This window comes from Pseudoalteromonas sp. SG43-4, assembly GCF_014164325.1.
Classification (GTDB): domain Bacteria; phylum Pseudomonadota; class Gammaproteobacteria; order Enterobacterales; family Alteromonadaceae; genus Pseudoalteromonas; species Pseudoalteromonas distincta.
The window spans coordinates 64,651-90,093 of record NZ_JACJFB010000001.1 but is presented as its reverse complement, the minus strand read 5'-3'; the positions used below and the strand labels follow the sequence as shown (position 1 = coordinate 90,093).

23 protein-coding genes are annotated in these 25,443 nt (G+C 39.5%); 7 read left to right on the top strand and 16 right to left on the bottom strand.

The annotated features are described in order from the left end of the window. Positions 1–107: 107 nt before the first annotated feature. A complete protein-coding gene (locus H5160_RS00405) occupies positions 108–1,277 on the top strand; it encodes a putative manganese transporter (RefSeq protein ID WP_182736336.1) in 1,170 nt (389 codons plus the stop codon). Between the two features lie 61 nt (positions 1,278–1,338). On the opposite strand, the gene H5160_RS00400 is transcribed toward H5160_RS00405, so the two are convergent. The 7 genes from H5160_RS00400 to seqA form a co-directional block, all read right to left on the bottom strand. Continuing rightward, positions 1,339–1,704 carry a DUF805 domain-containing protein gene (locus tag H5160_RS00400; protein WP_182692748.1) on the bottom strand — a complete coding sequence of 122 codons (366 nt, stop codon included), beginning with the start codon at positions 1,702–1,704 and terminating at the stop codon, positions 1,339–1,341. A gap of 418 nt (positions 1,705–2,122) precedes the next feature. Continuing rightward, positions 2,123–3,709: a dihydrolipoyllysine-residue acetyltransferase gene (locus H5160_RS00395; RefSeq protein WP_182736335.1), complete on the bottom strand. Its 1,587-nt coding sequence runs from the start codon at positions 3,707–3,709 to the stop codon at positions 2,123–2,125. 8 nt (positions 3,710–3,717) lie between these two features. Next, positions 3,718–4,695, bottom strand: a complete 978-nt coding sequence (locus H5160_RS00390; RefSeq protein ID WP_165723475.1) for an alpha-ketoacid dehydrogenase subunit beta — start codon at positions 4,693–4,695, stop codon at positions 3,718–3,720. Continuing rightward, positions 4,695–5,909 carry a thiamine pyrophosphate-dependent dehydrogenase E1 component subunit alpha gene (locus H5160_RS00385; RefSeq protein ID WP_182719824.1) on the bottom strand — a complete coding sequence of 405 codons (1,215 nt, stop codon included), beginning with the start codon at positions 5,907–5,909 and terminating at the stop codon, positions 4,695–4,697. Before H5160_RS00385 ends, H5160_RS00390 begins: the two co-directional genes overlap by 1 nt. Positions 5,910–6,174: 265 nt before the next feature. Beyond that, positions 6,175–7,227, bottom strand: a complete 1,053-nt coding sequence (gene astE / locus H5160_RS00380; protein ID WP_182736334.1) for a succinylglutamate desuccinylase — start codon at positions 7,225–7,227, stop codon at positions 6,175–6,177. A gap of 121 nt (positions 7,228–7,348) precedes the next feature. Continuing rightward, positions 7,349–8,986: a phosphoglucomutase (alpha-D-glucose-1,6-bisphosphate-dependent) gene (gene pgm, locus H5160_RS00375; protein ID WP_182692743.1), complete on the bottom strand. Its 1,638-nt coding sequence runs from the start codon at positions 8,984–8,986 to the stop codon at positions 7,349–7,351. Positions 8,987–8,995: 9 nt separating this feature from the next. After that, positions 8,996–9,592 (bottom strand): replication initiation negative regulator SeqA, encoded by a 597-nt coding sequence (gene seqA / locus H5160_RS00370; RefSeq protein WP_002962932.1) that lies wholly within the window; start codon positions 9,590–9,592, stop codon positions 8,996–8,998. 220 nt (positions 9,593–9,812) lie between these two features. Between seqA and H5160_RS00365 the strand changes: the two genes are divergently transcribed. The 5 genes from H5160_RS00365 (at position 9,813) to fur (ending at position 12,350) form a co-directional block, all read left to right on the top strand. Next, a complete protein-coding gene (locus tag H5160_RS00365; RefSeq protein WP_182736333.1) occupies positions 9,813–10,580 on the top strand; it encodes an alpha/beta fold hydrolase in 768 nt (255 codons plus the stop codon). Positions 10,581–10,675: 95 nt separating this feature from the next. Next, entirely contained in the window at positions 10,676–10,897 is a 222-nt protein-coding gene (locus H5160_RS00360; protein ID WP_002962930.1) for a DUF2788 domain-containing protein, read from the top strand. Positions 10,898–10,899: 2 nt separating this feature from the next. Continuing rightward, entirely contained in the window at positions 10,900–11,178 is a 279-nt protein-coding gene (gene ybfE / locus H5160_RS00355) for a LexA regulated protein (protein WP_002962928.1), read from the top strand. 14 nt (positions 11,179–11,192) lie between these two features. Then, a complete protein-coding gene (fldA, locus tag H5160_RS00350) occupies positions 11,193–11,720 on the top strand; it encodes a flavodoxin FldA (RefSeq protein ID WP_007586856.1) in 528 nt (175 codons plus the stop codon). Between the two features lie 186 nt (positions 11,721–11,906). Further along, a complete protein-coding gene (gene fur / locus H5160_RS00345) occupies positions 11,907–12,350 on the top strand; it encodes a ferric iron uptake transcriptional regulator (RefSeq protein WP_002962922.1) in 444 nt (147 codons plus the stop codon). A gap of 111 nt (positions 12,351–12,461) precedes the next feature. On the opposite strand, the gene glnS is transcribed toward fur, so the two are convergent. Next, positions 12,462–14,120: a glutamine--tRNA ligase gene (gene glnS, locus H5160_RS00340; RefSeq protein ID WP_024596870.1), complete on the bottom strand. Its 1,659-nt coding sequence runs from the start codon at positions 14,118–14,120 to the stop codon at positions 12,462–12,464. Between the two features lie 218 nt (positions 14,121–14,338). Here glnS and H5160_RS00335 point away from each other — a divergent pair, with 218 nt between their 5' ends. Further along, complete coding sequence (locus H5160_RS00335; RefSeq protein WP_182719822.1) at positions 14,339–15,409, top strand: DUF3083 family protein; 1,071 nt, start codon at positions 14,339–14,341, stop codon at positions 15,407–15,409. 58 nt (positions 15,410–15,467) lie between these two features. Here H5160_RS00335 and sucD read toward each other — a convergent pair whose 3' ends face one another. The 8 genes from sucD to sdhC all read right to left on the bottom strand — a co-directional run bounded on the left by sucD (position 15,468) and on the right by sdhC (position 25,331). Further along, entirely contained in the window at positions 15,468–16,340 is an 873-nt protein-coding gene (gene sucD, locus H5160_RS00330; RefSeq protein ID WP_002961811.1) for a succinate--CoA ligase subunit alpha, read from the bottom strand. Then, positions 16,340–17,506: an ADP-forming succinate--CoA ligase subunit beta gene (sucC, locus tag H5160_RS00325; protein WP_002961809.1), complete on the bottom strand. Its 1,167-nt coding sequence runs from the start codon at positions 17,504–17,506 to the stop codon at positions 16,340–16,342. The genes sucD and sucC overlap by 1 nt, the downstream gene beginning before the upstream one ends. 177 nt (positions 17,507–17,683) lie before the next feature. Further along, positions 17,684–19,201, bottom strand: a complete 1,518-nt coding sequence (odhB, locus tag H5160_RS00320; RefSeq protein WP_039487977.1) for a 2-oxoglutarate dehydrogenase complex dihydrolipoyllysine-residue succinyltransferase — start codon at positions 19,199–19,201, stop codon at positions 17,684–17,686. Between the two features lie 3 nt (positions 19,202–19,204). Beyond that, the gene (sucA, locus tag H5160_RS00315; protein WP_033021680.1) at positions 19,205–22,024 is read right to left on the bottom strand and encodes a 2-oxoglutarate dehydrogenase E1 component; all 2,820 of its coding nucleotides are present in this window, start codon (positions 22,022–22,024) and stop codon (positions 19,205–19,207) included. A gap of 91 nt (positions 22,025–22,115) precedes the next feature. Next, a complete protein-coding gene (locus H5160_RS00310) occupies positions 22,116–22,832 on the bottom strand; it encodes a succinate dehydrogenase iron-sulfur subunit (RefSeq protein WP_002961804.1) in 717 nt (238 codons plus the stop codon). 10 nt (positions 22,833–22,842) lie between these two features. Next, complete coding sequence (gene sdhA, locus H5160_RS00305) at positions 22,843–24,615, bottom strand: succinate dehydrogenase flavoprotein subunit (RefSeq protein WP_002961801.1); 1,773 nt, start codon at positions 24,613–24,615, stop codon at positions 22,843–22,845. Next, positions 24,616–24,963: a succinate dehydrogenase, hydrophobic membrane anchor protein gene (gene sdhD, locus H5160_RS00300; RefSeq protein ID WP_002961798.1), complete on the bottom strand. Its 348-nt coding sequence runs from the start codon at positions 24,961–24,963 to the stop codon at positions 24,616–24,618. Beyond that, on the bottom strand, positions 24,954–25,331 hold the full coding sequence (gene sdhC / locus H5160_RS00295) for a succinate dehydrogenase, cytochrome b556 subunit (RefSeq protein WP_122975019.1): 378 nt from the start codon (positions 25,329–25,331) through the stop codon (positions 24,954–24,956). Before sdhC ends, sdhD begins: the two co-directional genes overlap by 10 nt. Between the last annotated feature and the right edge of the window lie 112 nt (positions 25,332–25,443).

Genomic DNA, 25,443 nt, shown 5'->3' with positions numbered 1-25,443 from the left:
TCGAAAAACTCAAAGAGAGTAATCGATTTAAATAGATGCAAATGATATTGATTATCATTTAATTAAAATATACAGTGTTACTAAGTTTATTTAATTGGTAACACTGTATGATTTTACTCTCTCAAATAGGATTTATTACGCCCGCTTCTAAACGCTTTGTTAGCCAAAATAAACGTTTATTATTACCGCTTTTTTTGCTGGTATGCTTAGCTGTGCCATCACTTCGTGAAATTACAATAACAGCACTAAGCGATGCTTTTTTTCAAGTTAGCGTATTTGTTGCTGCTACATTATTAATTTATTACTACGCCATAGAGCATTTACCTCAATTAGAACTTAGTTATTTAAGTGCTAAATCGCCGGTATTAGAAATATTTTTTGCTGCCGTTTTAGGTGCCCTTCCTGGATGTGGTGGTGCAATAATAGTGGTTACCCAGTTTACAAAAGGCCAAGCAAGTTTTGGGGCTATTGTTGCTGTTTTAACAGCTACAATGGGAGATGCCGCATTTTTACTCCTTGCCACTCGCCCTACTGAAGGTTTAACCATAATGGCCATTGGCTTAGTAGTAGGCACGCTTTGTGGTGTTATAGTAAACGCCCTTCATGCAAAAGACTTTTTACGCCCAACAAAGCAAGAACAAAAACACCAAGTTAAAGTATTGCCAACTAGTATAATTAAAATAAGCAAACCCGTTTGGATGTTCGCTATTATTCCAAGCCTCATTATTGCTTTTTTAATTGCATTTAATGTCAACTTTGATCAATTTGGAAAATACACAGGCACAAGTATTAGTATTTTTGGTGCTGCAATGGCGTTATTTACTGTAACTATATGGGCGTATTCTTCTAAAGGTGAAAGCTATAAAGAAGTAACCTCAGAAGACGATGAATGTAATCCACCTTCTAAAATTATTAAAGTACTTCAAGACACACACTTTGTGACCGCATGGGTAGTGGCATCGTTTATGTTGTTTGAGATTTTAGTAAATATTGCAGGGCTTGATTTAAAAAACTGGTTTGCACATTATGCTTATTTAGCGCCACTTATTGCTGTAGTGATTGGTTTTTTACCAGGTTGTGGTCCGCAAATAATTGTTACTACGTTATATATTCAAGGCATTGTTCCCTTTAGTGCATTAACTGCTAATGCAATATCTAACGATGGTGATGCGTTATTTCCTGCAATTGCAATGGCACCTAAAGCGGCTGTAATTGCGACTATGTATACATCTATCCCTGCTTTGGCCGTTGGCTATGGCCTTTACTTTTTAAGTTAAAATTGCCATAAACAAAAAAGCTCAGCTATTGCTGAGCTTTTAGGATGTTAACTTATTTTATTTATACGGCTGCTGGCTCTGCAGCTAGTTCTTTTGGATTTGGGCCATAATCGTTCTCACCTTCATGTGAGTTTTGTGCAAGAAAAACAATTAAAACAATCCAACCAATTACTGGCACTAACCAAAGTAACTGCCACCAGCCTGAACGACCAGTATCATGAAGGCGACGTGCACCAGCACTTAAGCCAGGAATTAATAGCGCTAAGCTATAAATAGTGCCAATGAACATTGTACCTAGTACACCATCAATCGCATTACAAACTACCGAAAAAATGAAGTTAAATAATACAAACATCCAATATGCTTTACGACGATTACGGCCTGAAAAATCCGCGTAGCTGCGAAGCGCGTTCATATAATGTTCCATGAAATTTCCTTAGTGTTATTTTTTTATATTCCCTAACGGGGTTAACTTTATTACTTTTTAGTAACACATGTATCTTAAATAAAAACAGACTCATTTAAAACAAAAAACCAGCAAATTGCTGGTTTTTTTATTAGGGCGTGTTGACCTTTGCGGATTGTAATTTGTTCAATCTAGGGACGATTTAATCGCGGCGCGAGGTTTGTAACCTAGTGGGCTAAGTAAAAACCGAGCAACAAAGAGTTTATCGCCCCTAGGCAGAACCCGAAGGGCAGCGCATGTTTGGCATTTATGCTGCGTTATCGCCTACTTATGGGGAGTAACCACACTTCATAGGCTCTGCCTTGCCTAAAAACCAAACATACTGCTGCAAATTCAATCATCAAAGATCAACACGCCCTAGGTTTAAACAATTATATTATTAACTCATAGCCATCATCATTCCCGATGGGTTTTCTAAGTACGATTTCCATAGGTTATTAAAGCGTGCAATAGTGCCGCCATCAATAACGCGATGATCGCCAGACCAACTCACTTGCATAATAGCTTTACTCACAACTTGGCCACTTTCATCAAAACGCGGTAAGTGCTGCAGTTTACCCAATGCAACAATAGCCACTTCTGGTTTATTAATGATGGGGGTTGCGATAGTGCCGCCAATTGCACCAATATTAGAGATACTAATTGTCCCACCTTTTAAATCATCAGGTGCAACACGCCCTTCTCGCGCTGAGTGAGTTAAGCGGGTTAAATCATTAGCCACATCAACAATACTCTTACTCTGGCATGATTTAATATTAGGCACTAACAAGCCAATTTTTGAATCAACCGCTATACCAATATTATGATCGTTATAATAGGTAAGCTCTGAGCAATCATCATTCACTTTTGAATTAAGTACAGGGTACTCTTTCATTGCTAGCGAGAGTGCTTTTACAAAAAATGGCATCATGGTGAGCTTTACACCTTGTGCTTTGTACTGCTCTTTTAAGGAGCTGCGCAAAGCTATAAGCTGGGTTAAGTCGATTTCATCACTAAACGTAAAGTGCGGAATAGTTGAAACCGAAGCTACCATTTGCTTGGCCATGGCCGCTTTAATGCCTTTAATTTGCTCTACTCGTACGCCACCGCTTTGATTCTGTGTTTGGTTTTGTACTGCACTTTGAGAAGCATCGCTATTAAGCGGTGAAGTATCAATAGTATTTGGCACTTCGCCTTTTACAAACTCTTCAATATCTTGCTTGTAAATACGTCCATTTTTTCCACTACCTGGTACGCACGTTAAATCAACATCTAGCTCACGTGCTTTACGACGAACTGCAGGCGACGCCACCGCTTTTTGATTGATAACCTTTGCAGCTTGCTGCGTTTTAACAGAGGCAACTTTTTCAGCGACGGCATTAGTTTGAGCCTTTACGACCGCTTGGTTTATATCAACATTTGGCTTTACTGCACTGCCTGCAATTGTCATTTGAAACAACGGGCTATGTACTTTTGCTATTTCACCTTTTTGGTAATATAGTTTTTTTACTGTGCCTGTATATTTTGCCGGAATTTGTACTAATGCTTTGTCGGTCATTACGTCACAAACCGCTTGGTCTTCTTCTATTTCATCGCCTTCTGCGACTAACCAATCAACAATCTCACATTCGACAATACCTTCACCAATATCAGGGAGTATAAAGTCTTCAACTACATCAGATGCATTGTTATTAGTTTGATTTTCAGCTTGAACAGGCTCTTCTACTACTTCATTACTCTTACTATCACCAGTTACATCCATAGCAAATAAAGGAGCATGTACTTTAGCAATTTCACCTTTTTGATAATATAGCTTTGAAATAATGCCATCATGCACTGCTGGAATTTGTACTAATGCTTTGTCTGTCATCACATCACAAATTGGCTGGTCCTCAGATACGGTATCGCCTTCTTGAACTAGCCACTCAACAACTTCGCATTCAACAATGCCTTCACCAATATCGGGTAATATAAAATCTTTCGCCATGGTAACCCCTAAAAATCCATTGATTGTTTAATTGCAGCCAACACTTTTAGTGCGTCCGGTACGTATTCTTTTTCAAGTGCCAACGGGTATGGTGTATCTAGACCACATACACGTAAAATTGGCGACTCTAAATGCAAGAAACACTCTTGTTGTATTGTTGCTGCTATCTCGGCACCAAAGCCATTAGTTATAGGCGCTTCATGGCTCACGATTAAACGGCCGGTTTTAATAACCGATTTAGCAATCGTTTCAACATCCCATGGTAAAATACTACGAAGATCTATTACTTCACAGCTTATACCTTGCTCGCTTGCTTGCTGTGCTGCCTCTTCAATAATCTCCATTTGAGCACCCCACGCTAAAAGCGTAATATCGGTACCCTCTTGTACTACTTCAGCCGTGCCTAATTCAATACTATAATCTTCTTCTGGCACTTCGCCTGTTGATGCACGATATAAACGCTTAGGCTCAAAAAATATGACAGGGTTATCATCTTTAATAGAGGCACGTAATAAACCCTTAGCTTGATAAGGGTTACGCGGTACAACCACTTTTAAGCCCGGTGTATGTGCAAAATAAGCTTCGGGTGATTGCGAGTGATATAAGCCACCAGCAATACCACCGCCATAAGGCGTACGAATAGTTAAGTTACCTACATTAAATTCATTACCACTGCGATAACGAAATTTAGCGGCTTCATTTACTATTTGATCAAACGCTGGGAAAATATAATCAGCAAATTGAATTTCTGCCAATGCAGGCGCACCAAATGCCGCTAAACCATTAGCAAAGCCTAAAATACCTTGTTCGGTTAAAGGCGTATTAAAAACGCGATGCTTACCGTACTTTTCTTGCAAACCTGATGTTGCTCTAAATACACCACCGAAGTAACCAACATCTTCGCCAAAAATACAGGCTTGAGGGTGTTCGTTCATCGTAATATCGAGGGCAGAGTTAATTGCGTGGAGCATGTTCATTTTAGCCATTACTTAATTCTCCCTGCAGTTACTGGGTAAGCATCTGGATGCTGTTTTATATGTTCTTTTAATTGCTCGTACTGACGTTGCAATAATGGAATTGCTGTATCGTAAACGTCAGATACCAATTCTTCTAAAGCGGGCTTGTCAACAACTTCAGCACGCTTAAGCGCTGCTAAAATTTCTTCACGAATCGACTCTTTTGCTTTTATATCGTCTTCTTCGTTTAACCAATCTTGCTTGACCAACCATTTTCTAAATTTATCAATAGGACAGATTTGATTATTTGCCTCTTCATCTTTAGAGCGATAACCACTGGGATCGTCTGATGTAGAATGCGCGCCTAATCGATAAGCAATCGATTCAATAAGCACAGGCTCACCTTGTGTTGAGGCTATTTCGCGTGCTTTTTTGGTCGCTGCATACACAGCAAGTGCATCTGTGCCATCAACACGAATGGTTTTAATACCATAACCTACACCACGCGAAGCAATACCATCGCCTTTAAACTGTTCATCAGCAGGGGTAGATATGGCATAGCCGTTATTACGTGCAAAAAATATAACCGGCGCTTTGTGAACAGCCGCCATATTTAAGCCCGCATGAAAGTCACCTTCTGATGCAGCACCTTCACCAAAGTAACAAATAGTCACGTTATCAATTGTGCTTGCAAGCTCACCCGTATTAGCGTCGATATGCTTTATTTTTTGACCATATGCATAACCTGTTGCCTGTGGTATTTGCGTACCCAGTGGCGATGAAATCGTCATGTAGTTTAGCGCTTTAGAGCCATAATGGATTGGCATTTGGCGACCTTTACCTAAATCCAATTCATTTGAGAACATTTGGTTCATAAATTGATCGAGTGTAAAACCACGATAATGTAGTGCTGCTTGTTCACGATATTGAGCCATGATCATATCATCTTGATCAAGTGCAGCAGCAGAGGCTGTAACTGCGGCTTCTTCGCCTAGGCATTGCATATAAAAACTAACACGACCTTGGCGCTGCGCGCCTTGCATACGTTCATCTAACAAACGTATAAAACGCATTGTTTCATATAACTTAATAGCGGTATGTTTTGAAATATCAGGTGCGGTTGCACTAGGATGAATGTCGCCGTCCTCAGTTAAAATACTAAGGGTTGGAATATTAAGTGCTTGGCCATCAATAAATTCAAGCTCGTGGTTAATATTCAGCGATACGTTATTTGGATTACTCATAACCTACCTTCTTTTGTTGTCGGTAAAACAGTGCCCCTTTAAATTATTATTGTGGGTGATTGTTGCTGGTTAAACTTTGCAACATCTGCACTATCTTTAATTAAAGCTGCCAACACTTTACGTTAACGTAAAGTGTTATTCAACACATCTGGGACGAAACAAAAGCAAATACAAGTTAAATAAGTGGCAAGTTAACGATACGGTTACTTTAATTAATAGTAATCATATAGTTAACTTGAAGCTACCAGTGGTCTGATGAGTTTAATTAGACGAAATTGCTATCAATATCCATTGGAATAACAGTAAGCAGTGCTCTTTGACCTAATGCTACGCTCGAATTTGGAAATATAATAGCCTCACCTTCAACGTCAGCGTAAATCGCTGTATCACCGTCGGTTGCAAGTAGTTCACCTTTCGCAAAGCCAGTAAAGTTCTCAGCATCATCAGAAAAAGGGAAACTAAAATCATCCTGCGTTCTATTAATTGTGCGGTGCACTGCAAATAACTCAAACTCACTTGCATTAAAATCAGGGTATTTAACTTCATTTTGGCTAATTAATGCAGTTAATGTTTGCTTTGTTTTTTCAAAGCGGGTCATATCATTTTGGCCAAATGGCTTAACCTGACCCAGCTCTACCGTAAACGAGTCTGCACCATGAACAAACGACGAATAATAGCTAAACGTCGTTGCGGGTGATTTCATCATAAGTACGGTATTTACACCACAGCTCAATAAAAATTGTAACTGTGACTTTTTCCATGGCTTACCATGTAAAAATGGATACACAGCAAATTTTTCGTTTTTAGAGCCTCTAATTGCAGTGTGTAAGTCGTAATGACATCGGCTACTGCCTTGCTGGCCACGGGCATAAAAGTCACTTACGTATTGCTCAAGCTTTGCAGCGCGGTTTCGTTCATTATTCATTGGTACACCTTCAACTGTATGGTGACCATTAAATAATCTATTTAAGTTTTCTTCTACAAAACGCAGGCCAATATTAATTGATTGTGGATTACCATAAATAAATAAAACACGCTGTTTAAGGACTAGCTCACCTTTTATAATTTGTTTAATGAGCGCATCACAAATTTCAATTGGCGCAGTTTCGTTACCGTGTACAGCGCTTGAATAAATTACATCTTTGCTTGTTTTAACAGCAGGTTGAAACTCAATTACACCGGTATCGTGTATATTTACACAAGTTCCATTATCTAAAACAAATTCACCTGCATCTAAATGCCATTCGTTGTCACGACTAAGCGTTAAAAAATCGCCCGTTTGTTTTAATTCATTTAAGTAAGATGGATTGGCTGACATGTAATAAGCCCTTTAAAAATAATGTGAGAGTAAACTCTTATGCATATATTTTTATAAATACACAAGGTATAGAAACGAAAACGGCTGAATAAATCAGCCGTTTTAAAATTATTAGATTAAGTTAGCTTATAACTGAATCTACAAGCTTTTTAGCTTCTTTTTCAAGTAACGCTAAATGCTCTTCACCTTTAAATGATTCAAGGTATATTTTATAAATATCTTCAGTACCTGATGGACGCGCTGCAAACCAGCCATTTTCAGTGACCACTTTTAAACCACCAATTGCCGCATCGTTACCTGGTGCATGAGTCAGTTTTTGCAAAATAGGTTCGCCAGCAAGTGTATCTGCTTTAACATCAGAAGCACTTAATGCTTTTAAACGTGACTTTTGGCCGCTTGAGGCCGGTGCATCAAGGCGTTTATAAATTGGAGAACCAAACTCTTGTTCTAGTTCTTTATAAAGCGCTGATGGAGTTTTACCTGTTACTGCAAGTATTTCTGCAGCAAGTAGTCCCATAATAAAGCCGTCTTTATCTGTACACCATACAGAGCCATCAAAACGTAAGAATGCAGCACCTGCGCTTTCTTCGCCACCAAATGCAAGCTTGCCTTTGCTTAAGCCTTCAACAAACCATTTAAAGCCTACGGGTACTTCTTTTACTTTTCGATTATTGCGCGCTGCTACTTTATCGATCATAGAGCTAGAAACCAGTGTTTTACCAATCTCTACTGTTTCATTCCAATCACGGTGTTTAAGTAAGTAATCAATTGCCACTGCTAAAAAGTGGTTTGGATTCATTAAACCATCTGGCGTTACAATACCGTGGCGATCGTAGTCAGGGTCGTTACCAATAGACACATCAAAGTCATCTTTTAATGCAATAAGGTTTGCCATTGAATAAGGTGATGAACAATCCATACGAATTTTGCCATCTTTATCAAGTGGCATAAAAGCAAAACGTGGGTCAACAACATCATTAACGACGGTTAAATCTAAATTATATTTTTTAGCAATAACAGGCCAAAAATTAATACCTGAACCACCTAGTGGATCGATACCAATTTTGATACCTGCATCGCTAACGGCTTTTAAATTAACGATATTTGCTAAATCATCAATATAAGGAGTCATTAAATCTTCGTAGCGAATAAAGCCTGAACGTGAAGCTTTAGCGAATGGGAATAACTCAACTTCAACCAAGTCTTCTAATAAAAGTTGATTTGCTCTGTCTTCAATCCACTTAGTGACGTCGGTATCAGCAGGTCCGCCATTAGGTGGATTGTATTTAAAGCCACCATCTTCAGGAGGGTTATGTGAAGGCGTAACAACAATCCCGTCTGCAAGCTCATTTGGGTGCAGCTTGTTATGGCTAACTATGGCGTGGCTGATAACTGGCGTTGGTGTAAAGTCACCGTTTTCTTGCGTTATCACTTGCACTTCGTTAGCAACTAAAACTTCAATAGCTGAATTAAATGCAGCCTCACTCAGTGCGTGTGTGTCTTTACCTAAAAATAACGGACCAAAAATATCATTTTGTTTTCTATAATCACAAATAGCCTGAGTAATCGCTAAAATGTGTGACTCGTTAAATTTAACATCGTAAGAACAACCACGGTGGCCTGATGTACCAAAAGCAACACAATGCTCTGGATTTTGTTCAAGATCAGGTTCGTTTAAGTAATACGCAGATACTAATTTAGGTACGTTAACCAGTGCTGATTGTGGAGCAGTTTTGCCTGCGCCTGAGTGAATAGCCATTATATTTCCTTACAGGTAATCGCGAATTTTTTCAGCTTGCTCTGCACTATATCCAAGGCAAAGAGCAACTTCATGAAGCATCATTTTTTTACGCGTTGTATTAGAATTTGTCATAACCCAATATTCACTATCAGTTATGTTTTTAGGGTTCATACTACTACCGCTATTTACTAAGGCTTCTTTACTAGTAGCAAAGTAAACACGGTCACGCCCTTTAATATCTAGTACAGCCGAAAAATCAGTTTTATGTGTGCGGTAAAATGCACTTAAAATAAACAAAAAGCGCCCAACAACACCCTTTTGCATTGCCAGCTCTTCTTTATTTAATACATTAAAAACATTATCGCTTTTTTGCTTCACGGGTGCGTGAGCTACAGGCGTTTGTTTTTTTGAAGTCTCAGCAGCAGGTAGCTCTGAGCTTTTTAATGTGGCGGTAGACGTAGTCGCAGTTTGATTATTTTGAGTTAGTTCTACGTTTGCGGTTTGAATTTTTTCGCCGCTCAGATTTAATAAACGACGTAAAATAGTGGATGCACTTTCACCAATACTTTGCGTATTGCTTGCAATATACTGATATAACTCGTCGTCTATGTCGATTTGTTTCATGTTCTTCCTGTCATTACGGGTCACATTTTTTTCTCCCGTGTGATTATACCCAAACCAATCAGAAATGCGAGTTACAACAAGCACTCCCGTAAACATATTAATATTTACTAGATTGTTGTTGATTTAACAAACAAAAGCCCAATTTAATAAATAGTCGCTGTATTTTTTGCTTTTTAGAGCAATGCTCGGCAAACTATGGCGAAATTTTCAGGAGGTGTGTATGCAGTTAAATTACAAGCAACAAGGGCAAGGCCCTAATGTTATTTTGATCCACGGACTTTTTGGATCTTTAGAAAACCTAAATGTAATCGCAAAACCATTATGTGAACACTTTAATGTTATTAACGTTGATTTACGCAACCACGGGCTTTCTCCTCATAGTGATGAAATGAACTACCCTGCAATGGCTCAAGATATTGTCGAGTTATTAGCACATTTAAACATAGATAAAGCTCATTTACTTGGTCACTCTATGGGTGGGAAAGTCGCAATGGAATTAGCACTAACACACCCTGAACTGGTAAATAAATTGGTTGTACTTGATATCGCACCTGTTAGTTACCCTGCTCGCCACACAAAAATATTACAAGCATTAAAAGCAGTTTCAACGCAGTCAATAGACGATAGAAAGCAAGCTGATGCAATTATGCAGCCTTATATTGAAGAGCTGGGGGTTCGACAGTTTTTACTTAAAAGCCTCGCCAAAAATGAAGAAGGTCATTTTGCATGGCGATTTAACCTAAATGTGCTTGACGAAAAATATTCGACAATCACGTCCAATGTTAATGAAAACAATTCTTGTTTATGCGATACTCTTTTCATTAAAGGTAATGATTCTGACTATATATTGCCCGAGCATCGTACTGCAATTACAGCACGCTTTAAAAACACCAAGGCTAAAATTATTCATGGCGCAGGTCATTGGCTTCATGCTCAAAAGCCTCTTGCTGTTAATAAAGCGATAAATGACTTTTTAACTGCAGTTTAAAGCAATTTTAATCGCGTGTTTTTGATTCAGCGCACTAAATATATGAATATTTATATGCTATAGTACGCGCCGTTTAATTTAAAGGTTATACGTTGATGGTCAGTCAGTTAATTAACGAATTTGATACCCTAGGGTTGTATTTTGGCTTAGCCGGTATTTTCATATTCATCGGCATGGCAATTAAAGACGTACTAAAAAGTGGCAATGTGCCAAAGTTCGGACAATACATTGTTTGGGGCGTGCTCTTTTTAGGTTGTTCAGGCTTTATTGCTAAAGGGCTTATTCAAGTATTTTGGCAAGGCGCAGGTGTAGGTTAAGCATGGCGAAGTCAGAAACAGATAGAACTACACTCGATTTATTTGAATACGAAAAACGCCCAGGCAGACCTAAAACCAATCCCCTTTCTCGGGATATGCAGTTAAAGGTAAATAAACGTAATCAAATAAAAAGAGATAAAGCACGTGGTTTAAAGCGTGTTGAATTTAAAGTTTCATCGCAGTTATATCAAGCATTGAGTGATATGGCAGATGCACAAAATATTAGCCGTAGTGCGCTGATTGAAACGATTTTACAAGAAAGATTGGCTATTGATACATAAAAGGTTTTAAATCCATGGCAAGTGTAGGCATTTTTTTCGGAAGTGACACAGGTAACACAGAACACGTAGCAAAAATGATCCAAAAAGAATTGGGTAAAAAGCTAGTGGCTGTTCATGATATTGCAAAAAGCTCTAAAGAAGAGATTGCTGAATTTGATTTAATCTTATTCGGTATCCCTACTTGGTACTACGGTGAAGCTCAATGTGACTGGGATGACTTTTTTCCAGAACTTGAGGAAGTAGACTTTGAAGGTAAACTTGTTGCTATTTTTGGTTGTGGTGACCAAGAAGATTACGCTGAGTACTTTTTAGATGCAATGGGCATGATCAACGATATTGTTACTGAACGTGGCGCTATTGTTGTGGGCCATTGGCCAAGTGAAAGCTATGACTTTGAAGCGTCTAAAGGTATGGCCGATGATAAGCACTTTGTAGGTTTGGGTATCGACGAAGACCGTCAACCAGAGCTTACAGAACAACGTGTTAAAGCATGGTCTGCTCAAGTATATGAAGAAATGTGTTTAAGTGAATTAGCTGACTAATTTACTGCATATATCGCTAGCTGTTTAAATAATTATCAAACAGTTAGCGTTTTAAGCTTTAGTGGCAATATATATCAATTGTTCTTTGCACTTAACGCTTAGGCACGTTATCCTGTTTGTTGCTAATGTGTCGTGTACATCTTTGCAAGATGTCTAGTATAACCAAATAAAATTGAGACAGATTTAATGACTGATCATAACTTGGAACTTAAAAAAGCCGGTTTAAAAGTAACTTTACCGCGTATTAAAATATTAGAGATTTTACAATCTCCAGATAACCAACACATCAGTGCTGAAGATGTTTACAAAATTCTTTTGGATCTAGGTGAAGAAATTGGTCTTGCAACTGTATACCGCGTACTTAACCAATTTGATGATGCGGGTATTGTAAGCCGTCATCACTTTGAAGGCGGAAAATCAGTATTTGAACTTTCTGGAAGCACTCACCACGATCATTTAGTATGTTTGAAATGTGGCAAAGTAGTAGAGTTTGAAGATGACATGATTGAGCGTCGTCAACTAGAAATTGCTGAAGAAAATGGTATTACTCTTACAAACCATTCTTTGTATTTATACGGTGAGTGTAATGATAAAGCAGCGTGTAAAGAATTTAGCGACGCTAACAGCTAATATCGCTTTTAAAAGCAATAAAAAAACCTGCTAAGTGCAGGTTTTTTTTGTGCCTAAAAGACGATAATATTGAATATACCCAGTAAATCCTGGGTATATTTTAAGTATTACTTATTGAGTTTTAGACCATGAATCGCGAAGACCCACTGTTTGATTAAATACAACGTTCTCTGATTTAGAATCACGAGAGAAATAACCTGTACGCTCAAACTGAAAGCCCTGCTCTGCTTGTGAATTAGCAAGCGATGGTTCTAATTTAGCATTAGGTAAAACAACCAGTGACTCCGGGTTTAGCGTAGTTTCAAATTCCTCTGCAGCTGCTGGATTTGGTACGCTAAACAAGCGGTCGTATAAACGAACTTCTGCACTAATAGACTCTGGTGCTGAAACCCAATGAATAACACCTTTTACTTTACGACCATCACTTGGGTTTTTACCAAGTGTTTCGCTGTCGTAAGTACAAAAGATAGTTGTGATTTCACCATTTTCGTCTTTTTCAACACGCTGCGCTTTAATAACATAAGCACCACGTAAGCGTACTTCTTTATCAAGTACTAAACGTTTGAATTTGTTATTCGCTTCTTCTTTAAAGTCTTCTCGTTCAATATAGATTTCACGAGTAAATGGAACATCACGACGCCCCATTTCTTCTTTATTTGGGTGATTAGCCACTGATAAAGTTTCAACTTTATCTGCATCGTAGTTTTCAATAACGATTTTAACAGGATCGAGTACAGCCATTGCACGTGGTGCATTTTCGTTTAAGTCTTCACGGATACAGGCTTCAAGCATGCCCATTTCAACCATATTCTCTTGTTTTGTTACACCAATACGCAAACAAAATTCACGGATTGAACCTGGTGTATAACCACGACGACGTAAACCTGCAATAGTAGGCATACGAGGGTCATCCCACCCTTCTACATAGTTATTTACTACTAAATCATTTAGCTTACGCTTTGACATAATAGTGTATTCAAGATTTAAGCGCGAAAACTCAATTTGCTGTGGGTGACACTCTAAACTAATGTTATCAAGTACCCAGTCGTATAAACGACGGTTATCTTGAAACTCTAATGTACATAATGAATGTGTAATACCTTCAAGCGCATCAGAAATACAGTGAGTGAAGTCATACATTGGGTAAATGCACCACTTGTCAGCTGTTTGATGATGATGAGCAAAACGTACACGGTAAATAATTGGATCGCGAAGCACCATAAATGAGCTTGCCATATCAATTTTAGCACGCAGTACACATTCACCTTCTTTGAATTCGCCAGCGCGCATTTTTTCAAATAACGCTAGGTTTTCTTCAACTGAAGTATCTCTATAAGGACTGTTTTTACCTGGCTCTTTTAATGTACCGCGGTACTGTCGTGCTTCGTCTGCAGTTAAAAAACAAACGTACGCTAAGCCTTTTTCAATAAGCTCTACTGCATAACCATATAAAGTATCAAAATAGTTAGAAGAATACTTTATGTCGCCATCCCAATTAAAGCCTAACCACTGTACATCCTCTTTAATAGAGTTAACGTAGTTAATGTCTTCTTTTTCAGGGTTTGTATCGTCAAAACGTAGGTTACATAAACCGTTGTAGTCTTTTGCGATACCAAAATTCAAACAAATTGATTTGGCATGGCCAATATGTAAAAAACCATTTGGCTCAGGTGGAAAACGTGTATGCGTTGTCGCATGTTTGCCACTTGCTAAGTCTTCATCAATTCGGGTTCTAATAAAGTTACTTGGGCGATTCTCAATTTCCGCCATAGGAGTGTGATCCTCTAAATATTACGTAATAACAAAACTAATGCATTATTACAAAAACATACACTAACATACAGCAATAGATTAAGGTTTATTTTAGATATTGATTAACTTTAATCCACTTGTTCAATTGTTTATGAATAAAATTTGTTTTAACGCAACATTTAGGTCATCAAAGCCAATTATAGTAGCTAAATAACCTACTTTATAAGGATTCTAAGATGGCGACACTTAATCAACACCGTGTATATATTCCAACTAATGCACGCGCTAACCACTATTTATTGGCTGAAATAATACCCAACGAAGCATTTTATAATAGCTTTAGCACTATAAACTGTTGCTACGAGCGTATTGCGCGTCAATTATTTGCATGTTGTGATGAGTATGAACTGCATAATGTACATTTATTAGCAAACGATAAACTACCGGTTGTACGCTTTCATGATGAGTCATATCAACTAGAAACCGACAAGCAGATGTTGTTTTTTTATAACCCTCGTTATCACGAGGCACATAAAATTTATTACTCACCAGATATAAAAAGTAAGAAAATACGTTTCTTGTTTTTAGCCACGGGTGAAGACTTACGTGCAAACTCAGCTTTGTTTCACAATAGAGTGCAAAAAGTATTAAACTTACTCCAAGAACAGTTATTTATAAATCAGCCCCAATTTAAACTTCGCGATCACCAACATCTAACTTACGATTTATTTGCTAAAGATAAGGGAAATAAAGAGAGTTATGGATATAAACTCAGAAGCCTCTACCCTCGTTATCAATCAAGGCAATGTAATATTCCTAGTGACTATGCTGAAATGACTTACGCAACATTTACCATTGCGCTTTCTCGGGCCATCAAAACACAGTTTCAAACAATGGTGAACAATAACGATGTGGAAAAGTTTTATGATTACTTTGCAGATAGTTTTAAACGCGCATGTGAACAAAACAAACTAACACACGGTGCAATGGTAGCTAATGGCGCAATACCCATTGTCCGAAACAGTAAAATAGATAAAAATGAAGGTAATACAGAGTTACAAAAGTTGAGTTTTGATGTTGAATCAAATGAAAATCAAATTAAGTATTTTTATGAAACAACAAAATTAGTAGAAACACTACATTTTGTTATTGTCGCAACGCAGCAGGATAAACATGAAATTGGTTATGGCCGCTTTATGAACCAAGTAGAGAAAACAATTCATGCATTATGTAACGAGCTGGCCATAAATAAGCAACGACAAGATTTGTCTGTACGCTTTTTTCAGCATATTAGTTATCCGTTCTAAATTTACCTCAATAACAAAAAGGCCCGCATAAGCGGGCCTTTTCAGAGGAAACAAGCAATTACCAGCCTGTTTTCTCTTTAAGTGCTTTACCGATTTCAGCAAGTGAACGTACAGTTTTTACGCCCGCAGCTTCTAATGCAGCAAATTTCTCATCAGCAGTACCTTTACCGCCTGCGATGATTGCGCCAGCGTGACCCATACGCTTACCTTCTGGTGCAGTAACACCAGCAATGTAAGATACTACAGGTTTAGTTACGTTAGCTTTGATGTACTCTGCAGCTTCTTCTTCTGCAGTACCACCAATTTCACCAATCATTACGATTGCTTCAGTTTGTGGATCTTTTTCGAACATTTCTAGAACGTCGATAAAGTTAGTACCTGGGATTGGATCACCACCAATACCAACACACGTAGACTGACCAAAACCAGCATCAGTAGTTTGCTTAACCGCTTCGTACGTTAAAGTACCAGAGCGAGAAACAATACCTACTTTACCAGGTTTGTGGATGTGACCAGGCATGATACCAATCTTAGTCTCACCAGGAGTAATAACACCTGGACAGTTAGGACCGATCATACGAGTACCTGTTTGATCTAGTTTAACTTTAACGTCAACCATATCAAGCGTAGGGATACCTTCAGTGATACAAACAATCAGCTCGATGCCAGCATCGATAGCTTCTAAGATTGCATCTTTACAGAAAGGAGCTGGTACGTAGATAACTGAAGCAGTTGCGCCAGTTTCTTGAACAGCATCACGAACTGTGTTGAATACAGGAAGACCAAGGTGCGTTTGACCGCCTTTACCTGGGCTTACACCACCAACCATTTGTGTACCGTACTCAAGCGCTTGCTCTGAGTGGAAAGTACCTTGGCCACCAGTGAAACCTTGACAGATAACTTTTGTATCTTTATTGATTAATACAGACATTATTTGCCCTCCGCAGCAGCAACAACTTTCTCAGCAGCGTCTGTTAGTGATTCAGCAGCAATGATATCTAGACCTGAGTTCTTAAGAACTTCACGACCTAATTCAGCATTAGTACCTTCTAAACGTACAACTACAGGTACATTTACGCCAACTTCTTTAACTGCGCCAATGATACCTTCAGCAATCATGTCACAACGTACGATACCGCCAAAGATGTTTACTAAAACAGCTTTAACATTATCGTCAGAAAGGATGATTTTGAATGCTTCAGAAACACGTTCTTTAGTCGCGCCGCCGCCAACATCTAGGAAGTTAGCCGGTTTGCCGCCGTGTAGGTTTACGATGTCCATAGTACCCATTGCTAGGCCTGCACCGTTAACCATACAACCAACATTGCCATCTAGCGCAACGTAGTTAAGCTCGAAGCTTGCTGCGTGTGCTTCACGTGCATCTTCTTGAGATGGATCGTGGAACTCACGGATTTTAGGTTGACGGTAAAGTGCATTACCATCAATACCGATTTTTCCGTCAAGACAGTGAAGGTTACCTTCGTCTGTAATTACTAACGGGTTGATCTCAAGTAGTGCGAAATCAAAATCAGTAAACATGTTACCAAGACCCATAAAGATCTTAACAAACTGCTTCATTTGTACTGGGTTAAGACCCAATTTAAAGCCTAGTTCACGTGCTTGGTAAGCTTGAGGACCCACTAATGGATCAATTTCAGCTTTGTGGATAAGCTCTGGTGTTTCTTCTGCAACAGTTTCAATTTCAACGCCGCCTTCAGTAGACGCCATGAAAACTACTTTGCGAGATGCACGGTCAACTACTGCACCTAGGTACAATTCGTTAGCAATGTCAGTACAGCTTTCAACTAAAATTTTAGCTACTGGCTGACCTTTCTCGTCTGTTTGGTAAGTAACTAGGTTTTTACCCAACCAGTTAGCTGCAAACGCTTTTACTTCGTCGATAGTTTTTACTAGCTTTACACCGCCAGCTTTACCACGTCCACCTGCGTGAACCTGAGTTTTAACAACCCACATATCACCGCCGATTTTTTCAGCAGCTGCTGCAGCTTCTTCAGGTGTATCGCAAGCGAAACCCTGAGAAACTGGTAAACCATATTCGGCAAAAAGTTGTTTTGCCTGATACTCATGCAAATTCATGATGCTTTATCCAATTTTTTATACTAAAAGAGCTGAATATTTTTTCAAATAAACAACTATCCCAAATTGCGCACCTAGTATAGATCCCAAGGCTTAACATGAAAACCCCAGTAAGACCAAAGGCGCAAAAAAAAAGCTGTGAATGTTCATTCACAGCTTACATTTCATACAACTAGATTAAACATCTAGCAATAAGCGAGTTGGATCTTCAAGTAACTCTTTAATAGTCACTAAGAAACCAACTGATTCTTTACCATCAATGATACGGTGGTCATAAGAAAGAGCTAAATACATCATAGGAAGTATTTCTACTTTACCATTTACAGCCATCGGACGGTCTTGGATTTTATGCATACCCAAAATTGAAGACTGTGGCAAGTTAATGATAGGTGTAGATAGTAATGAACCAAATACGCCGCCATTAGTAATAGTGAAATTACCACCGGTCATATCTGCAAGCGTTAGCTTACCATCACGACCTTTAAGTGCTAATTCACGAATACCCTTTTCGATTTCAGCAACAGATAGTTTGTCACAATCTTTAAGTACTGGAGTAACTAGACCACGTGGAGTAGATACTGCAATGCTGATATCAAAATAGTTATGGTAAACAATATCGTCACCATCAATTGATGCATTAACATCTGGGAAGCGTTTAAGTGCTTCAGTTACCGCTTTCACGTAGAAAGACATGAAACCTAAACGAATACCATGACGCTTTTCAAATACTTCTTGGTACTGCTTACGAAGGCTCATGATTGGTTCCATGTTCACTTCGTTGAATGTTGTTAACATTGCAGTTGAATTTTTAGCTTCAAGAAGACGTGTAGCAATAGTTTTACGCAGGCGAGTCATAGGAACACGTTTTTGAGTACGATCGCCCATCGGTGCTGCAGGAGCAGAAGCTTCTGCTTTTTTAGCCGCTGGCGCTGGTGCTTTTAAGAACGTATCAACGTCTTCTTTAGTTACGCGGCCATTTTTACCCGTGCCGTTAATTTTAGAAGCGTCTAAGCCTTTCTCAGCAATTAAACGACGAACTGATGGTGTTAACACATCTGAACTTTCGCTAGAATCTGCTGCTGGCGTTTCGTCTGCTTTTGCAGCTGGAGCCGCTGGTGCACCGCCTGCTTTAACCGAACCAATTACTTGCTCGCCTAGTACAGTATCGCCTTCGTTGTGAATGATATCACCCATGATGCCATCTTCTTGAGCTACTACTTCAAGAACAACTTTATCTGTTTCAATATCTACCAAGTTTTGGTCGCGTGTTACTGCGTCACCTGGTTGTACATGCCATGTAGCAATTGTTGCGTCTGCAACTGATTCTGGAAGTACAGGTACTTTAATGTCCACTTCTTTACCTTCTGATGCTGGTGCTGATTGCGCCGCTGGCGCGTCTTCTGATTTAGCTGGTGCTGATTCTTCTTTAGATGAACCTTCACTTGCTGGCGCTGCATCAGCATCACCAAGTAAACCCATAACTTGATCGCCAAGTACGGTTGCACCTTCTTCTTGTGATATTTCTGTAATTACACCGTCATGCTGTGCAACAACTTCTAAAACCACTTTATCTGTTTCAATGTCTACTAAGTTTTGATCGCGAGTTACTTTGTCGCCAACACTTACATGCCATGTAGCAACGGTAGCATCTGCAACCGACTCAGGAAGAACAGGAACTTTAATTTCTGTGCTCATTGCTTATCCTTTATTTTCTATAGTAAGCGCGTCGGCAACGAGCGCTTGTTGTTCTTTAGTATGTACTGACATGTAACCACACGCTGGTGATGCAGACGCTTTACGTCCTGCATATTTTAATTTAGCACCTTGTGGGATTGCATCAATAAAGTGATGTTGTGAACAATACCATGCACCTTGGTTTTGTGGCTCTTCTTGACACCATACAAAATCAGTTACGTGTTGGTAACGCTCCATAATTGTTTGCATTTCGTCATGTGGGAACGGATATAACTGCTCAACACGAACAATAGCAATATTATCTTGCTCTAGCTTACGACGCTCTTGTAATAGTTCGTAATAAACTTTACCACTACAAAATACAACGCGTTCAACTTTCTCAGGGTTAATATCATCAACTTCGTCGATCATATTATGGAAAACACCATGCGATAGCTCTTCAAGCGATGAAGTTGCAAGAGGATGACGAAGCAACGACTTAGGCGTCATAACAATCAACGGACGACGTAGTGGTCGAACTGATTGACGACGAAGCATAGCGTAAACTTGTGCAGGAGTAGATGGAACACATACTTGCATGTTGTGATCAGCACATAGTTGTAGGAAACGCTCTAAACGAGCTGAACTATGTTCTGGACCTTGTCCTTCGTAGCCATGTGGTAACAAAATTGTAAGACCACATAAACGGCCCCATTTTTGCTCACCAGAACTTAGGAATTGGTCAAATACAACTTGTGCACCGTTGGCGAAATCACCAAACTGTGCTTCCCAAAGTACTAATGAAGTAGGCTCTGCAGTTGCATAACCGTATTCAAAAGCAACAACAGCTTCTTCAGATAAAACAGAGTCAAATACTTCAAAAGTACCTTGATCTTCGCTTAAGTGCTGTAGAGGTGTATAAGTAGCGCCGTCTGATTGACTGTGAACAACAGCATGACGATGGAAGAATGTACCACGCCCTGAATCCTGACCAGTTAAACGAATGTCAGTGCCTTCAGTTGCAATTGTTGCATAAGCAAGTGTTTCTGCCATTCCCCAATCTAGAGGTTTCTCACCAGAAGCCATTAATTTACGATCATCGTAAATCTTTTTAACGCGTGACTGTGCTTTATATTGCTCTGGGTAAGAAGCGATTTTCTCACCGAGTGCTTTGAGCTCTTCAACAGGTACGCTGGCATCGTAATCAACATCCCATTCATGGCCAACATACTTTGCCCAATCTGAAGAATGCGATGTCTCTGGTTGTATTTCTGAAACAACACAGTTGCCTTCGTCTAATGCATTACGGTACTCATCAGCAAGTGCTTTTATTTCTTGTTCAGAAAAAGAGCCTTCAGCTATAAGTTGATCTGCGTAAATTAAACGTGGAACTGGGTGCTTTTTAATTTTTTGGTACATAACAGGCTGAGTTGCATTAGGCTCATCAGCTTCATTGTGACCATGGCGACGGTAACATACTAAATCGATTACTACGTCACGTTTAAACTGGTTTCTGAAATCAAGTGCAATTTGAGTAACAAATGCAACTGCTTCAGGGTCATCAGAGTTAACATGGAAGATAGGTGACTGAACCATTTTAGCAATGTCAGTACAGTAATCTGTAGAGCGTACATCGTCTTGTTTTGATGTAGTAAAACCAACTTGGTTATTTACAACAATACGAATACTACCACCACAACTAAACGCGTTAGTTTGTGATAAGTTAAACGTTTCTTGTACAACACCTTGGCCTGTAACCGCAGAATCACCATGAATTGTAATTGGTAAAGCTTTAATACCAGAACTGTCACCTAAGCGATCAAGACGAGCACGTACTGAGCCCATAACAACTGGATTTACAATTTCAAGATGAGACGGGTTAAACGCAAGCGCCATATGAACATTGCCACCTTTAGTAGCAAAGTCAGATGAATAACCCATGTGGTATTTAACATCGCCAGAACTTAATGTTTCTTTATGTTTACCAGCAAACTCATCAAATAATTCTGATGGATTTTTACCAAGTACATTTACAAGAACATTTAAACGACCACGGTGAGCCATACCAATAACAGCTTCTTGTTGGCCGCTTTCACCTGCGCGGTGAATAAGCTCTTTTAACATTGGAACTAGCGCATCGCCACCTTCAAGTGAAAAACGCTTAGCGCCTGGGAACTTAGCCCCTAAATATTTTTCAAGTCCGTCAGCAGCAGTTAATCCTTTTAGGATACGCAGCTTTTCGTCTTTTTCGAATTTTGGCCTAGACTGGACAGATTCTAAACGCTGTTGTAACCAACGCTTTTCCTCTGTTGATGTGATGTGCATATACTCAGCGCCAATTGAACCACAATATGTAGTTTTTAGTGCTTGGTATAGTTCACCTAAAGGCATAGTATCGCGGCCTACGGCAAACGATCCTACGTTAAACTCGCGGTCAAAATCACTTGAAGATAAGTCGTGGTACTCTAGCTCTAAATCTCGTACACGCTCTCGTTGCCAAATACCTAATGGATCTAGGTTTGCATTTTGGTGTCCACGAAAACGGAAAGCATTAATAAGTTGTAGAACTTTAACCTGTTTAAGGTCACCGCCACTACCCTCTGCTACCACTACTTCTCTATGCTTGTTTTTTGCAAGCTGTGCAAACTGCGTTCGAACTTCTGAATGTTTTACTTCAACATCCACACCATCAACTTTAGGTAATTGTTCGAACACTTCTCGCCATTCATCTGGCACAGAAGTCGCATCGTCTAAATACGCTTCATAAAGCTCTTCTACATAAGCAACGTTGCCGCCGTTTAAATGTGAAGATTCTAGCCATGCCTTCATCACACCTTCGTGCATTTATAAGCCCTTTTCTTTAGCGCAGAAATTAATAGTTATCATAACAAGATGGCTAATAATCTGTATTAGCCATCTTACGTTTACTAAGTAATCAAACCGCTCGGTTTAATAACATAGATTTGATTTGCCCAATTGCTTTAGTCGGGTTAAGACCCTTAGGACAAACGCTAACACAGTTCATGATACTGTGGCAACGGAACACACTGAACGCATCGTCTAAATCCGCTAAACGTTCTTCAGTTGCTGTATCTCGGCTATCAGCTAAGAAACGGTAAGCGTGAAGAAGGCCTGCTGGACCAATGAACTTGTCTGGATTCCACCAGAACGAAGGACACGATGTCGAACAACATGCACACAAAATACACTCATATAGCCCATCTAATTTATCACGTTCTTCAATAGATTGAAGACGCTCGCCTGCTGCAGGCTGATCATTAATTAAATAAGGTTTAACTTTTTCGTACTGAGTGTAGAACTGACTCATGTCAATAACAAGGTCACGAACCACAGGTAAGCCTGGTAATGGACGTACTACAATTTTACCTTTGCCATTTTTTTGTAGCGTAGATAAAGGAGTAATACATGCTAAACCATTTTTACCATTCATGTTAACACCATCAGATCCACACACACCTTCACGGCATGAACGACGAAAAGATAGTGTAGGATCTTGTTCTTTTAAAAGAATAAGTGCATCTAACACCATCATGTCGTGACCTTCCTCTGTTTGCAAGGTGTATTCTTGCATACGAGGAGCGTTGTCAACATCTGGATTATAACGATAAACTGAAAATTGTACTTGTGCCATCGTCTATCTCCTAGTAAACACGTGCTTTAGGTGGGAAAGCTTCACGCGTTTTAGGCGCATAGTTTACATCACGCTTACTCATTTCATCCGTTACAGGATTGAATACTGAGTGACATAACCAGTTTTCGTCATCACGATCTGGGTAGTCAAAGCGAGAATGTGCACCACGGCTTTCTGTACGGAAGTTTGCAGCTACTGCAGTTGAGTAAGCTGTTTCCATTAAGTTATCTAGTTCAAGACATTCGATACGCTGCGTATTGAAGTCTGATGATTTATCATCAAGACGAGCATGTTGCAGACGTTCACGAATTTCTTTAAGTTCTTGAAGACCAGAAGCCATTGAATCGCCTTCACGGAATACCGAGAAGTTAAGCTGCATACATTGCTGTAGGTCTTTTTTGATTTGAACTGGATCTTCACCTTGGCCAGCCGTTGAATTTTCCCAACGGTTGTAACGTGCAAGAGACGCTTCTAAATCTGACTCTGAAGCCGCTTTTGATACTTCAACATCTTTAAGGTACTTACCTAAGAAGTTACCAGCAGCACGGCCAAATACAACTAAATCTAGTAATGAGTTACCACCTAGGCGGTTTGCACCGTGTACAGATACACATGCAATCTCACCAACAGCAAATAAACCTTCAACTACTTTTTCGTTGCCTTGAGCATCGATTTGTAGTGCTTGTCCATTTACGTTAGTAGGAACACCACCCATCATATAATGACAAGTAGGAATTACTGGAATTGGCTCTTTAGCTGGATCAACGTGAGCGAAAGTTTTAGCTAAGTCACATACGCCAGGAAGACGTAGGTTAAGCGTTTCTTCACCTAAATGGTCAAGTTTCAGCTTGATATGAGGACCCCAAGGACCATCACAACCACGACCTTCACGGATTTCAGTCATCATTGAACGCGCAACAACATCACGAGACGCTAAGTCTTTTGCATTTGGTGCGTAACGTTCCATGAAGCGCTCGCCATCTTTATTTAAAAGATAACCGCCTTCACCACGACAACCTTCAGTTACTAGCGTACCAGCACCTGCAATACCCGTTGGGTGGAACTGCCACATTTCCATGTCTTGCATAGAAATACCAGCGCGTGTTGCCATACCAACACCGTCACCGGTGTTAATGTGAGCATTTGTTGTTGATGCGAATATACGACCTGCACCACCAGTGGCTAATACAACTGCTTTAGATTTGAAGAAAGTGATTTCACCTGTTTCAATCTCAATTGCTGTACACCCTACTACATCGCCATTGTCGTTTTTAACTAAGTCAAGTGCATACCACTCAGAGAATACATTTGTTTTGTTTTTAACGTTTTGTTGATATAGAAGATGAAGTAAAGCATGACCAGTACGGTCAGCTGCAGCAGCAGTACGTGCGGCTTGTTCACCACCAAAGTTTTTCGATTGACCACCGAAAGGACGTTGGTAAACACGGCCATTTTCAAAACGAGAAAATGGTAGTCCCATGTTTTCTAATTCAGTAATAGCTTCTGGGCCAGTTTGACACATGTATTCAATAGCGTCTTGGTCACCGATAAAATCGGAACCCTTAACGGTATCGTACATATGCCATTCCCAGTTGTCTTCGTGTGAATTACCAAGCGCTACTGTAATACCACCTTGAGCAGATACAGTGTGTGAGCGCGTTGGAAATACTTTAGATATTAATGCACACGTTTTGCCAGATTCTGTAATTGCTAAAGCAGCGCGCATACCAGCACCACCTGCACCAATTACTACGGCGTCAAATTCACGAACAGAATATTTCACTTAAACACCCCATAATACGATTAGACCAATAGCTACGTAAGCAACGGCCATTAGGTTTAAAACAAAACCTAATACAGCACGCAACTTCGAACACTTAACATAGTCTGTAAGAACTTGCCAAAGGCCAATGCGGGTATGAACCATAATGCAAATAAGGGTAATTAAAGTAAACCCTTTCATTGCTAGGTTAGAGAAGAGGCCTGTCCAGGCTTCGAAAGTGACTTCTGGCGTCGCTAAAAAATAGCCGATAATAAAAATCGCGTACGCGCTGATTATTAATGCCGTGGTACGTAAAGATACGAAATCTTGTACACCATCACGTTTTAGAGTTGCTTGATTTAAAACCATATCCACACCCCTGCCAATACGGCAAACACAACACCAAGAGCCATTGATACTTTAGCGCTGAGGTTACCTGATTCAAGTTCTTCCCAATGTCCCATATCCATAATCATATGACGGATGCCACCAATAAGGTGATAACCTAATACAGAAACAGTGCCCCAAGCTATAAATTTGGCAATGAATCCGTTAAACAGACCCTTGACGAATTCAAAACCTTCAGCTGAAGAGAGAGACTCAGACCAAGCCCAAATGACAAACGTTAAAGCAAAAAACAATGCAACACCGGTGACGCGGTGAAAAATTGAAGCTTTAGCCGTTGCCGGCATAGATATAGTTGTTAGATCTAGATTTACAGGTCTTTGCTTTTTCACAGTTACTTGCCCATCTTTGCTCACAGTGGAGCTCATCTACTTGTTTTTCTAAAAACCCACCAAATATTACTGATGGAACTATCAGAATAAACGTATCAAAATAGTTAAAGTT